The sequence below is a fragment of the Anaeromyxobacter sp. K genome (genome assembly GCF_000020805.1).
GTDB lineage: Bacteria > Myxococcota > Myxococcia > Myxococcales > Anaeromyxobacteraceae > Anaeromyxobacter > Anaeromyxobacter dehalogenans.
This window is the reverse complement of the sequence record NC_011145.1, coordinates 1089880-1102880: the sequence shown is the minus strand read 5'-3', so window position 1 is coordinate 1102880 and position 13001 is coordinate 1089880. Positions and strand designations below refer to the sequence as shown.

Sequence of the window (13001 nt, the reverse complement as noted above, 5' to 3'; positions counted from 1 at the left end):
GGGTGTTCGCGTTCGTGGCCCAGCGCACGCGCACCTCCCTGCGCCTCCGCCTCCTGGTCGCGACGGTGGCGCTGCTCGCGCTGGCGCTCGCCGCCGCGGCGATGGCCTTCGAGCGCGTGGCGCGCTCGGTGGTGGTGGACGCGGTGCACTCGCACCTCGCCGCGCGCGCCAAGGAGGTGCACGAGGCGGTGGTGCGGTTCCAGGGCGAGCGCGCGCTGACCGTCCGCAACTGGGCCGAGGCCGAGGCCATGCAGATGAGCCTCGACTCCGGCGACCCGAAGTTCGCCGAGGACTACCTGCGCCGCACCATCCAGGACCAGGGCGGCGCCATCGGCGCGGCCGCGCTGCTCGCGCCGGACGGCGAGATCCGGGCGGCCGTGCGCGCGGCGCCCGGCGCGGCGCCTCGCGGGATCGCGCTCGGCGAGATGCGCGGCATCGTGGTGGACCTGCCCGGGCTGGCGCGCGCCGGCCAGGGCGCCGCGGTGGCCACCGACGTGGTGCCGCTCTCGAGCCTCCTGCGCGGCGCGCCGGAGGGGAACGCGCTCGTCCTCACCGCCCCGGTGAAGGACTTCGCCGGCGACCTCTGCGGCTACGTCGTCGGGGCGGTGACGCGCGACGCGCTGGCGCGCCTGCTCGGCGAGGTGAGCGGGCGCGACGGCGACTACCGGCCGGTCGTGGCGGACGCGACCGCCGCGCTCACGTTCTCGACGCCGGGGATCGACGCGGCCGCGCTCGCGCCGGTGCTGGCCGCGCCCGCGGGCGCGCCCGGCACGCTGGAGCGGCTCGAGCCGGCCGGCGGGGAGCCGGCGCTGGCCGTGCGCACGCAGGCCGCCGCCGCGGCGCCGCGCTGGGCGACGCTGATGCTGGTCCCGGAGCGGGTGGCGTACGGGAAGCTCACCTGGCTGCGCGTCGTGCTCGGCCTCCTCTACGCGGGCGTGCTGCTCGCCGCAGCGGGCGCCGGCGTCGCGGCGGTGCGGCAGGCCTCGCGCCCGCTGGTGGACGTCTCCGCGTCGATGGCGCGGGTGTCGCGCGGCGACCTCACCGCGCGCGTGCACGCGGAGTACCGCGACGAGCTCGGCGACCTGGTCCACTCGTTCAACGTGATGGTGGAGGAGGTGGCGCGCTCCCGGGACGAGCTGCAGCGGACCGAGGCGCTGCGCCGCGAGGTGCAGATCGCGCACCAGATCCAGACGGCCATCCTCCCCGTCAGCCCGGCCGTCCCCGGCTACGAGGTGGCCGCGCGGATGAAGCCCGCCGACGACGTCGGCGGCGACCTGTACGACATTCTGGCGTTCGAGGACGGCTTCTGGGTGCTGGTCGGCGACGTCTCCGGGCACGGCATCAACTCCGGCCTGGTGATGATGATGGCGCAGGCGGCCGCGTACGGCGCCATCGCCGAGGACCCGCGCTGCTCGCCGCGCCACGTGATCGCCGCGGTGAACCGCGTGGTCCACGAGAACGTCCGCCGCCGGATGGGCCGTGACGACTACCTCACGCTCATGGCGGCCCGCCACGTCGGCGACGGCCGCTTCGTCGCCGCCGGGGCGCACCAGCCCATCTTCGTCGTCCGCGGGCCCGGGGCCGTCGAGGTGGTGGACTCGCCCGGGCCGTGGGTGGGCCTCACCGCCGGGGTGCCGCCCGGCGTGACCGAGTACGAGTTCCAGGTCGGGCCCGGCGAGCTGCTCTGCCTGGTGACCGACGGCATGCTGGAGGCGCCCGCCGCCGGCGGGGAGCTGTTCGGCGAGGACCGGCTGGCCCAGGTGCTCGGGGACCTGCACGGTGCGTCCGCGCCGCAGGCGCTCGGAACCGTGTTCTCGGCGGTCGAGGCGTTCGCCGCCTCGCAGGAAGACGACATGACAACCGTGGTGCTGAGGCGCAAGAATGACGACCGCTGATGTCCGACGCGGAGGGACGCCCGTCTATCTCACGCTGCGAATGAAGCCGCCCTGGGTCTTCATCGACGAGATCCGCCGGTTCGTCGAGTCGTTCTGCGCGTGCGCCGGGACCACCGACAACCGCGAGGCGCAGCTCGCCCTGGCGGTGCACGAGCTGATGCAGAACGCCGTGCCCAACTCGCACGACGACGACGTCGAGCTCACGCTCGAGGTCGAGCCCGAGGCCGACCGCGTGGCCGTGGCGGTGACCAACCGCTGCACCGAGGCCGAGTACCACGCACTCGAGGAGCGGGTCGCGCGCATGAACGGCGAGCCCGACGCCCTCCGCCACTACCTGCAGGCGATGCACGACACGCCCACCGCGCAGCGCGGAGGGCTCGGCCTCGCCCGCGTCCGCTTCGAGGCGCAGCTCGAGCTGTCCGTGAGCCGCGCCGGCGGGCGCATGACCGTCCACGCGTCGGGGCGGCTCCGCCCCGCCCCGCTCCAGACCTCCGGAGGTTCCCGATGACCGCACCGTTCCAGCCCGGCGGCCGCGCCACGCCGTTCCAGGTGTCCGAGGAGAAGTACTCCGCCAGCGTGGCCAGCGAGCCGCTCGGGACCCGGGTGCTGTTCCGCGGGACCATCAGCACCGTCAACCCCGCGACCGTCCTGAACCCGTTCCTCGACGCCGTGCACGAGGAGGTGGTGAAGAAGGGCGAGCGCGCCGTGCGGGTGGACCTGCGCGAGCTCGAGTTCTGCAACTCCTCCGGCTTCAAGGCGTTCATCCACTGGATCCAGCGGATCCAGGCGCTGCCCGAGGCGCAGCGGTACGGGCTGCGGTTCCTGTCGAACCCCGCTCGCAAGTGGCAGAAGACCAGCCTGCTCGCCCTGTCCTGCTACGCGGTGAACACGGTGGCGATCGACTGAGAGCGCCGCCCATTCGCGTAGAGCCCTGCTGCGGCGCACGCTGGCTGCCTGCGCCGGGCAGACTCGTCCCTGCGCTGCTCGACGTGCCTAGGGGCACGCCTGCGCTGCTCGGTCCTCGTGTGCCCGGCTCGGCGACGCCATCGTGTGCCTCGCGACGGGCCCCACGCGAACGGGAGGCGCTATGAGCCCCCCGGCCGCCTGCGTCGCCCCCCGCTGCGGTCGCGGCTCGACGGCTCAGCGCGAGCCGCATGCGGGCGGACCGGGCGGACCGCCGAGAGCCACGACCGCCGGGACCTCGTCGACGGAGAGCAGGCCTCTTCGTCGCCACCCCGTCGCCAGCAGCCACGTCCGCGCCGCCGCGGTCACGCGAGCCGCCTCCCCCCGTCCCGCCGCGTCGCGCCACCCGTCGAAGCACGCGCCCGACGAGTACCGATCCACCGAACCCCGCCCCGCCCGCTCGCCCGCACGAGCGCGGTGGCTGCGGTGGTTCAGCAGCACGTAGGCGAGCGCGTTGCGGACCTCGGCGGGCGTGCGGAGCACGTGCGCGTGATACCGGTCCGCGAACACCCGCCCGCGCCGGGCCATCAGGCCGTTCAGCCCCTTCGCCAGGCGGATGGTCAGCCCCTGCATGCCCGCGGAGAGCGCCCCCGCCCCGCCCGCCTCGACGAGGAGGTGGAGGTGGTTGCCTTGCAGGGAGAAGTGGACCACGCGAAACCCGGAGCCGTCCCGGATCGCCGAGAGCGCCGCCTCGACGACACGCAGCGAGCGCCCGCTGCGAAGGTTCCAGACGTGCGGCAGCACCCGCAGCGTGACGTGGACCGGCGTCGCCGCGGTGACCTCCGGCCGCCCGTGGTGCGAGACGCCCGCCCGCGCCGCCTTCGGCTTCCGCCCCGCACCCCGCCGGCGCCCGCCGTGCGTCCGAGGAGCGGGGAGCCGGAACCGAAGCTGGCGAGCCGTGAACATGATTGGGCAGATATTAACGCACGGTGCACCTGGAATCCACCGTCCGTGTGGGTCGCAAGCGTTCGCTCGCGCGCGGACTCGCGCCTGCCCAGGCGAGCCCGCCCGGACGCGCCGAGCCGCGAGCGAGGAGTCACCGCGCTCCCGGGGACGTCACCGGTCACCCTGCTCCGATCTTGATTGGGCAGATGCTCCCGCCGACGAGCGTGCATCGCCTTCCGTTGCGCAACAGCCTTCGCTCGCGCGCGGACCCGCGCCTGCCCAGGCGAGCCTGCCCGGACGCGCCGAGCCGCGAGCGAGGAGTCACCGCGCTCCCGGGGACGTCCCCGGTCACCCTGCTCCGATCTTGATTGGGCAGATGCTCCCGCCGACGTGCGTGCATCGCCTCCGGTGCAAGAGCGTTCGCTCGCGCGCGGACTCGCGCCTGCCCGTGCGCGGCCTGCCCGGGTGCGCCGAGCCAGAATGGAGTCACCGCGCTCCCGAGGATTTCCCCGGTCGCCCTGCTCCGATTTTGATTGGGCAGATGAACCCGCCGACTCACACCTGGCGTGCATCGCCTCCGTATCGCAGAGCCTTCCGCCCGCGACCGCGACCGTCAGCGATGACTCGACTGGTTCCGGGCCCGCGACCCCACCTGTCAGCGATGTCTTGACTGGCTCCGCGCTCGGAAAGTCCCCACCTGTCAGCGATGTCTTGACCGTTTCCCGGCCGCGCGCCCCTGCGTGCCCGTCGCCCCCTCAGGCCTCTCGTAAGCCGATCCCGCGCCCCGCGGTTCCGGCACGCAGCCCCGCCCATGGCCGCCCCCGCACCTCCAAAGCCCCCCTCCCCACCCCCGCACCTCCAAACCCGCCCGCCCGAAACGCTCCCCCCCGCCCCCTACCCACCCCGCCGGACCGCCACCGCGCCCTTCTCCATCCTCGCCTTCAGATTGGCGAGCAGCGTGTCCGCCTCGCGCTCGTTCATGGCGCGCAGCGCCGCCCCGGCGACGATCTGCACGATCCCGGGCACCTCGTACTCGATGGCGAGCTCGACGGTCGTCCCGTCGCCGGCGGGGTCGAAGCGCCACCGGAACGTGCTGGGGATGCCGCCGCTGTTGTGGTCCTCGCGGCTGCGGCCGGGCACGACGGCGGTGGTGTCGCAGTGCCCGCGGAACGGAAGCCCGGCCATGCGGTAGGTCCAGTCGAACGCGTGCCGGCCGTCGTCGCCGACCTCCGCGTTCCGGACGGCCACCAGGCTGGGCCAGATCTCCAGCAGGTTCCCGGGCTCCGAGAGGTGCGCGAACACCCGCTCCGCCGGAGCCCGGATCGCGATCGAGCGCGTGATGCCGATCATGATCGCCTCCGGGCCGGTGCTCCGGCGATCAGGCTACGCCGCCGCGGCGCGCCCGGCGGCGCACCGCCCGGGCCGAGGCACGCCGCCGCAGACCGACGTCCGCTCGCGTGGAGCCCCTGCTGCGCGCCCGCTCGTTGCCCTCGGCAGGGCAGGCTCGTCCGGCGCCGCTGGATCCTGGCCGCCCGCTCGACGCTACCCCCGCCCGCCGGCCTCACGCCTCCGGGAGACGCCGCTCGGTGCTCGTGCGCCCCGCTCGGCGACGCTCGCCGTCCGCGCGCGCGACCGGCCCGGCGAAGACGGGCACCGGCCGTCAGGCGCCCGGCCGGAGCGCGAGCGGCAGCTGCCAGCGCCGCCCGGGCTCGGCGCTCTGGGCGGGGAGCACCTGGCCGGCGAGCGCGGCGCGGGCGCAGGACACCTCGGCCTCGGTCGCGCTGCCGGGCGCCTGCGCGCGCGCGTCGAGCACCCGGATGCCGCCCTCCACCGTCTCGAGCGCCACCAGCACCGCGGCGGCCTGGCCGTCGCGCGGCGCGCAGCGCTGCGCGCGCTGCTGCAGCGCCACCATCCCACCGGCGAGCTCGCGGCGGAACGTCGCCAGCGCGTGACGGCGCGCGGGCGGCATGGCGCGCTGCGGGGACCGGTCCACGCCGCCGGGCCGCAGCGGCGCGGCGCCGGTCGCGGGAGCGGCCGGAGGGGCCGCGGTCGCCGGCGCGGCGGGCCTCGCCGGCGCCGCGGGCGGGATCGCCAGCGCGAGCGGCGCCGCGGCCGCGGCCTCCGCGCCGGACGCGAGGCCACGCGGATCGCGGTCGGCGAACAGGGCCAGGAGCGCGAGCCCGGCGGCGAACGCGGTGGCGAGGACGGCGAGCAGGGTGCGCTGGGAGCGGCTCACGGCGACCTCCGGCAGGCCGGCCCGTGGCGGGCCGGGACGCTGGGTGGGAAGGCGAGGAGCGTCGCCGGCGCGGTCCGGAGGCCGGCGCCGGCGACGCCCGCGACCGCTACGGCGTGATCACGGTCGCCACGTTCGACCAGGCGGATGCCCCGCCGCCGTTCACGGCGCGGATCCGGTAGTAGTACGTGACCCCGCGGTACAGCCCGGTCTGCGTCACCGTGACGGTGTTGGCCGCCAGGGTGCTGGTGCTGAACCCCACGGTGAACGAGGCGTTCGTCGCGCGCTGGAGCTCGAACCCGGTCTCGTCCGTCGAGCCGTCCACCCAGGTGAGCGTGACGTTCGCCTTCTTGCCGGAGCGCACCGCGGTGCCGGCCAGGCCGGAGGGCGCGAGCGGCGGGCTGACCACGGTCACGGCGTTCGAGACCGCCGGGGCCGACGAGCCGCCCCCGTTCACCGCGCTCACCCGGTACTGGTAGGTGTGCCCGGCCGACACGGCGGGGTCGGTGAACGTCACCGTGCCGGTGTTGCTGCGGGCCGGCGGCGCGGAGAGGTACGCGAAGGCTCCGCCGTCCACCGAGCGCTCCAGGACGAAGTACGCCTCGTTGCTCGCGTTGTCGCGCCAGGTGACGGTGACGGACGGGCCGCCCGCCACGGTCGCGACGACGTTCGTGGGCGCCTGCGGCGGGGCCGGCACCGGACCGCCCGCCGGCGCCGACACGGACTCGCCGGCCGCGTTCACCGCCACGATCCGGTAGCTGTAGGTCAGCGCCGGGTCGGCGGTGGTGTCGCGGAACCGGGCCTGGTTCGCGAGCGTCGTGCCGAGCGAGACGTACGCGCCCGTCTTCCCGTTGTTCCCGATGGGCGCCCGCTCCACGCGGAAGCCGATCTCGTTCGACGGATCACCCCAGGTCGCGGTGCCGGCGTAGCTCACCGGCGTGGCGTCGAGCCAGGCGAGGTCCACGCCGCCGGCGGCGGGCGCGACCGTGACGCCGGTGGGCGGGTACGGCAGCGACGTCGCGACCGACACGGCCATGGGCCGCATCATGTCCATCTCCTCGTGGCTGAGGATGTGGCAGTGCCAGACGTACTCCCAGCCGAAGTCGGTCATCACGTTGGTGAGCGCCGGGCTGATGGGGTTGCCGTTCGCGTCCACGCTGTTGAAGCCGTCCGGCGAGCCGAGCGGCATCATCGGGTTGAGCGGACGGACGCTGTGCGGCAGGCCGAACGGGAGCTTCGGGACGACGGGCCGCATCGCCACGATGGTGTCCTCGAGCGGGCTGATCCGCACCGTGTCCTTCCACCCGAGCTCGTTCGCGTCCGGCCGGCGGACGATGCCGTCCCAGCCGACGCGGTTGACGAGCTGGATGTCGAACAGGTGGAAGTGGATGGGGTGCGTGTCCACGCCGTTGTGCGTGATCTTCCAGAGCTGCGTGCCGTCGTCGGTGGTGGTGATCGGGGTCACGTCCACGCCGGGCGGCAGCACGATGCCGGCGAGGACCTCGCTGGCCGGGTTGACGTACGGGTACAGGATCAGGTTCTGCTGCTGGCCGGCCTGCGCGTTGGGCGCCTCCAGGCCGAGGTTGCCGCTCATGCGGCCGTACTCCTTCTCGAACGCCTCGCCCATCTCGTCCTGGATGGCCTTGCGCTGCAGCGGCATGGTGAGCGGCACGCCGGAGACGGTGTCGAACGCGAACAGCTCGTCGTAGATCTGCACCAGGCCGGCGCGGGGGCCGTTCGCCTGGAACGCGGTGCCGAGCGCGGCGTTGTACGGCTCCTGGCCGACGACGATGGGGTGCTGCGAGGCCTCGAAGACGCCGGTCCCGTCGGGCTTGTGCGCGAACGCCGCGCGCAGCGCCGCCAGGTCGAACGCCGCGGCCGGGGTGCTCCCGCTCACCTTGATCTGCATGACGGTGCGGGTGTTCGGGCCGAAGCCGGGCGGCGTCGACGGCGCGCCGCCGGTCGAGGTCAGGTCCGCGTTGCCGGTGTAGTAGTCGTAGCGCGGGTCGCGCGCGGGGAACGCGGCGGGCGCGTCGTTGTAGAGGATGAGCGTCTGCCCCGCGAACGCCGACAGGTCCACGATGACGTCGGCGCGCTCGGCCGGGCCGAGCAGCAGCGAGTGCTTGTCCACGTTGCCGGCGTTGAACACGGTGGGATCGGTGATCCAGGTGATGGGCTGCGGCGGGACCACCACCGGCGACGGCAGGAAGCCGCCCTCGGTGCCGATCTGCACGAAGCTCGGGCCGGGCGGGCTGAGCGCGGTGTCGGGCGTGGGGAACACGCCGGCCGGGTCGGCCAGCGCCGCCTGGACCTCGGCGGCGTTCAGCGCCACCTCGGTGCCGCTCGCGTCGGCGACGTACAGCTGCAGGTTGAAGAAGCGGTCGTTGGCCGCGTTCAGGATGCGGAACCGGTAGGTCTTCGGCTCGAGCGTCACCGTGGGGTAGACCGTGCCGTTCACGGTCGGCGTGTCGTTGAACGCCTCCATGCCCATGGACAGCCACGGGGTGCCCGGGACCAGCGGCGGCTCGCACCAGCCGGCGCTCGGGTCGCAGGCCGGGTCGTAGTAGGGGTTCGCGATGGGCGGGTAGTCGATGTTCGACGTCGGCGGCCAGAACCACGGGCCGTACGCCCAGCGGCCGAACTGGTTCACGCCGCTCGCGTCACCCGGGTTCTGCGCGGGCATGTAGACGTGCGGGACCCAGAGGCTCCCCAGGCCGCCCCAGCGCGCCATGTCCCAGGTCGGATCCTGCGCCGCGAGCTGCGGCTCCGGCGGCACGAACGTCTTGTCCTGCACGATGAGCGGCAGCGTGTCGGCCGGGCCCGGGATGATCCCGTTCGCGACCAGCGAGCCCTCGGCCGCGTCGGAGATCACGTACGCCGCGGCCTCGCCGGCGTAGACGTTGAGGCGGGTGATGCCCCACGCGTGGTCGTGGTAGAACATGAGCCGCGCGCTCTGCTGGTTCGTGTAGAAGAACGTCATCGCGCCCGGGCCGGGATCCGGCATGTCGGGCACGCTCGTCACGCTGACGCCCTTCGGATACGAGGTCGAGTCGCCCGCCGGCGTGATCCACTGGTGCGGGGTGCCGTCGCTGATCCACGGGGTGATGCCGCCGTGGAGGTGCAGCGTGGCCCGGTTCTCCGCGAAGCAGCCCATCGGCTTCGGGGTCATGCCGCACATCGGGTTGCGCGGGTCCGGGTCGGCCATGCCGCCCATGTCCGGGCCCATGCCCGCGCCCATCACGGTCGTGTCCACCGGCAGGAACAGGTCACCGCCCTGGCCGGACGGGAGCAGGTTGCGGAACAGGATCCGGACCGGGCGGTCCCTGGTGGCGACGATCGCCGGCCCGAGGGAGTGCGCACGGTCCACCCCGACCGCCTGCTGGCCGCCGGGGAGCAGGATGGGCAGGCCGTCGGTCCCGGTGAGCGGGACGGTGGGCACGCCGGCCCCGGGGACCACCGCGGTGGCGAGCTGCACGTAGCCGCGCAGCAGCGTGGGCGGCAGGTCGGAGTGGAGCTGCTCGCGGTACTGCACCACCGCGATCTCGTAGTAGTCGGAGCCCGGGTACGTGGTCGTGTCCGGGACCGCGACCGGGATGTACTGGCCGAGGTCGTTGGCGGCGCCGGGCCCGAGCCCGGGCAGCCGGTTCACGAACTTGCGGATGCCCGGGCTGACGTAGCCCGTGCCCGGGGCGTCCAGCACGATCGCGGTCACCTCCCCGGTGAGGGGGTCCACCACCGCGGTCGCGGCCGCGCCGGCGGCGGTGGTGGCGGTGCTGGAGATGGTGACGAGCGTGCTCCCGTCGGCGAGGTAGCCGGTCCCGGGGGCGGTGACGGCGACGGCGGTGACGGCGCCGGTGGCGAGGTCCACGGTGGCGGTGGCGGCCGCCCCGGTGCCCGCGCCGGTGATGTCCACGGTGGCGTCGGCCAGCCGGAGCGGGCTGTTCGCGTAGTTCGCGTACGGGCCGAAGTAGTGCGGCGCCGACCCCGGCGCGGCCATGGTCGCCGTCGCCATGGCCGCGTCGAGGCTCTGGACCACCAGGCCGGACCCGGCGGCGGCCGCGTCCCGCTGCGCCTGCGTGACCCGCGTCTGCTGGAGCGACCCGCCCGCGCCGGACGCCGCCCGCGGCGCGTCCGCCGCCCACCCGACCGACATCAGGGCCAGCGCCAGCCGTGCCCCGTGCCGAAGCATCCTCGTCGTCATCGCCGTGTCCTCCCGTGCACCGTCGGTGCTGCGCACCGTCCGCGCCACGCCGCCCGCGGCCACCCTCGCTCCGTCGGTACGTGGTCTCCGCCGAAGCTATCCAGGGGTCGGCGGGCGACCATCCCGAACAACGGGGACACATTGATCAATGATTGAACTGGCGTAGTCCCGACGATGCTCGGGATTGCTCGGGGTCGGCGGCCTCGCGCGCGGAGCCGGCGCTCGCGCCTCACCGTGCGTGAATGCGCCCGCCGGGGACAAACCGTCCGGGCGGCAGGGACTTGGGTCGGCTCCCTTGATCTGGCGTGGCGCGTGCGGAGCGCGATGCACGCCCGCCCCGCCGCGGCCGCGGCTCCGCGTTCGATCCGCTGGCTGCGCGAGAACACGGTGAGAAAGATCTCATTGACGACCCAACGGAGCCGGGCGGCTCAATCACGATCCGTGAAGCCTGCGAGGCGCCTCGCCCGCAGGCCTGGCGCGCTCGGCCTCGCCCGGGGACCGGGGAACCCCCGGCGCGACCGCTCACGCGGCGCCGCGCGCCCGCGCGCGGTCGGCCCTTTGATCCGGATTGCAATCCGGCTCGCCGCCCTCGAGGCGGCTTCACCGGGAGCCACTTGATCCCGGCGCGGCGCCCGATCGGACGCGCGCATCCGACGCTCCGGCGCACCCCATCCGACCGGGTGGGGCGCGGCATCCCGCCGCCAGGGGATCTCCCGCAGTGAACGCGCGGGGTTGCGCGGGGGCGGGGCTTCCCGCGGTGGTGGCAGGGCGCTTGCGAGGAGGGAGGGCCGTCCCCGAACGCGAGGCTCCCCTCCATGCGCAAAGGAAGCTCCCTCCTCTCCCTGCCGGTCGTCCTCCTCGCGGCCGCCGCCGGCGCCGCGGTCGGCGTCGGCGGATACGCCTTCGCCTACGCGAAGGGCACGTCCTATCTCGGCAACGACCCCGCCACCTGCTCCAACTGCCACGTCATGAGCGGCCACTACGCGGGCTGGCAGGCCTCGGCCCACCACGCGGTGGCCACCTGCAACGACTGCCACACGCCCGCCGCCACCGTCTCGAAGTACGCGGTCAAGGCGGAGAACGGCTGGCACCACTCGATGGCGTTCACCGTGGGCGGCTTCCCGGACGTGATCCGGGCGCGCGCCGAGAGCAGCGCGGTGATCGAGGGCCAGTGCCGTCACTGCCACGCCCAGATCGTCGATGCCATGACCGGCGGCCGGGACGGCGTCTCGTGCATCCGCTGCCACGCCTCCGTCGGACACCTCCGCTGACCCACCGCCTCACGCCGCACTCCAAGGAGAACCCGCAATGACCGTCGAGACCCAGTCCCCGAGGAAGCGCGCGCTCGTCGTCGGCGCGATCGCCGCCGTCTTCGCGCTCGCCGCCGTCCTCGCCGCCGTGGTCCTGGTGGACGTCGCCCAGAAGAAGGCCGAGGCGCGCAACCCCGTGGTGCGCGTCGTCGAGCTCACCGACGAGACCGAGGACCCCGCCGTGTGGGGGAAGAACTTCCCCATCGAGTACGACCTCTACCGGAAGACCACCGACATGGTCCGGACCAAGCACGGCGGCTCGGAGGCGATGCCGCACGCGCCCGGCGACGGCGACCCGCGCACCGTCACCGCCCAGTCCAAGACCGACGCGGACCCGCGCCTGAAGACCATGTGGGCCGGCTACGCGTTCGCCGCCGACTTCCGCGAGGAGCGCGGCCACGCGTACATGCTCGACGACCAGTTCTTCACCCAGCGCCAGGTGGTCGCGAAGCAGCCCGGCACCTGCGGCCAGTGCCACGCGTCGGTGTACGTCCCGATGAAGAAGCTCGGGAACGGCGACCTGTTCAAGGGCTTCGAGGCCCTGAACAAGATGCCGTACTCCGAGGCGAAGCAGCACTTCAAGCACCCGGTGTCCTGCATCGACTGCCACGACCCGACCACCATGGACCTGCGCGTCACGCGCCCCGGGTTCCTGGAGGGCATCCGCGCGTACAAGGCGTCGCTCGGCGTGAAGGACTACGACCCGAACACCATGGCGACGCGCCAGGAGATGCGCGCGTACGTCTGCGGCCAGTGCCACGTCGAGTACTACTTCAAGGGGCCCGAGAAGCGGCTCACCTTCCCCTGGTCGAAGGGGCTGAAGGCCGACCAGATCGTCTCCTACTACGACGAGGTCGGGTTCAAGGACTGGGTGCACAAGGAGAGCGGCGCGCCGGCGCTCAAGGCGCAGCACCCCGAGTTCGAGATGTGGAACCAGGGCATCCACGCCCGCTCCGGCGTGGCCTGCGCCGACTGCCACATGCCGTACATGCGGGTGGGCGGCACCAAGGTGTCGGACCACCAGGTGCGCAGCCCGGTGCTGAACCTGAACCGCGCCTGCCAGGGCTGCCACAAGTGGCCGGAGGCGGAGCTGAAGGGCCGCGTCGAGGCGATCCAGGACAAGCACATGGAGCTCCGCGAGCAGGCCTTCGACGCGCTGGTCGCGCTCATCGGCGAGATCAAGGCCGCGCGCGAGGCGGGCAAGGCCGACGAGCAGCTGGTCACCGCCCGGTACCTGCAGCGCCGCGCGCAGTTCCTGTTCGACTTCGTCGAGGCCGAGAACTCCACCGGCTTCCACGCGCCGCAGGAGGCCGCCCGCGTGCTGTTCGAGTCCATCGACGCCTCGCGCCAGGGCCAGCTCGCGCTGCGCGACCCGTCCTTCGAGCCGACCGTCGCGGTGGTGAACGTCTCCACCGCGCCCGCGCCCGCGGCGCCCGCCAGCGCGCCGGTGGTCCCCGCGGTGCTGAAGTAGCAGCCGGGTCCCCGCGCCCGGCCGCCCCGTCCCCCACTCCCCC

At 74.0% G+C, this 13001-nt stretch carries 9 protein-coding genes; 5 read left to right on the top strand and 4 right to left on the bottom strand.

The window, feature by feature from the left end; genetic code table 11:
* The first annotated feature begins 2 nt into the window (after window positions 1-2).
* The 3 genes from ANAEK_RS04830 to ANAEK_RS04820 are packed head-to-tail and all read left to right on the top strand — an operon-like array spanning window position 3 to window position 2801.
* On the top strand, window positions 3-1895 hold the full coding sequence (locus ANAEK_RS04830; protein WP_012525030.1) for a PP2C family protein-serine/threonine phosphatase: 1893 nt from the start codon (window positions 3-5) through the stop codon (window positions 1893-1895).
* 40 nt (window positions 1896-1935) lie between these two features.
* A complete protein-coding gene (locus ANAEK_RS04825; protein WP_232288372.1) occupies window positions 1936-2403 on the top strand; it encodes an ATP-binding protein in 468 nt (155 codons plus the stop codon).
* Entirely contained in the window at window positions 2400-2801 is a 402-nt protein-coding gene (locus ANAEK_RS04820) for a hypothetical protein (RefSeq protein ID WP_012525028.1), read from the top strand. The genes ANAEK_RS04825 and ANAEK_RS04820 overlap by 4 nt, the downstream gene beginning before the upstream one ends.
* A gap of 234 nt (window positions 2802-3035) precedes the next feature.
* On the opposite strand, the gene ANAEK_RS04815 is transcribed toward ANAEK_RS04820, so the two are convergent.
* The 4 genes from ANAEK_RS04815 to ANAEK_RS04800 all read right to left on the bottom strand — a co-directional run bounded on the left by ANAEK_RS04815 (window position 3036) and on the right by ANAEK_RS04800 (window position 10177).
* Window positions 3036-3764 carry a hypothetical protein gene (locus ANAEK_RS04815; RefSeq protein ID WP_012525027.1) on the bottom strand — a complete coding sequence of 243 codons (729 nt, stop codon included), beginning with the start codon at window positions 3762-3764 and terminating at the stop codon, window positions 3036-3038.
* A gap of 873 nt (window positions 3765-4637) precedes the next feature.
* Complete coding sequence (locus ANAEK_RS04810; protein WP_012525026.1) at window positions 4638-5093, bottom strand: SRPBCC family protein; 456 nt, start codon at window positions 5091-5093, stop codon at window positions 4638-4640.
* 310 nt (window positions 5094-5403) lie between these two features.
* Window positions 5404-5979: a hypothetical protein gene (locus ANAEK_RS04805; protein WP_012525025.1), complete on the bottom strand. Its 576-nt coding sequence runs from the start codon at window positions 5977-5979 to the stop codon at window positions 5404-5406.
* A 106-nt stretch (window positions 5980-6085) separates the two neighbouring features.
* Complete coding sequence (locus ANAEK_RS04800) at window positions 6086-10177, bottom strand: fibronectin type III domain-containing protein (protein WP_012525024.1); 4092 nt, start codon at window positions 10175-10177, stop codon at window positions 6086-6088.
* Window positions 10178-10992: 815 nt separating this feature from the next.
* Here ANAEK_RS04800 and nrfH point away from each other — a divergent pair.
* Together nrfH and ANAEK_RS04790 are read left to right on the top strand one after the other, a co-directional pair.
* Window positions 10993-11448 carry a cytochrome c nitrite reductase small subunit gene (gene nrfH, locus ANAEK_RS04795; RefSeq protein ID WP_012525023.1) on the top strand — a complete coding sequence of 152 codons (456 nt, stop codon included), beginning with the start codon at window positions 10993-10995 and terminating at the stop codon, window positions 11446-11448.
* A 37-nt stretch (window positions 11449-11485) separates the two neighbouring features.
* Complete coding sequence (locus tag ANAEK_RS04790) at window positions 11486-12958, top strand: ammonia-forming cytochrome c nitrite reductase subunit c552 (RefSeq protein WP_012525022.1); 1473 nt, start codon at window positions 11486-11488, stop codon at window positions 12956-12958.
* The last annotated feature ends 43 nt before the right edge of the window (window positions 12959-13001 follow it).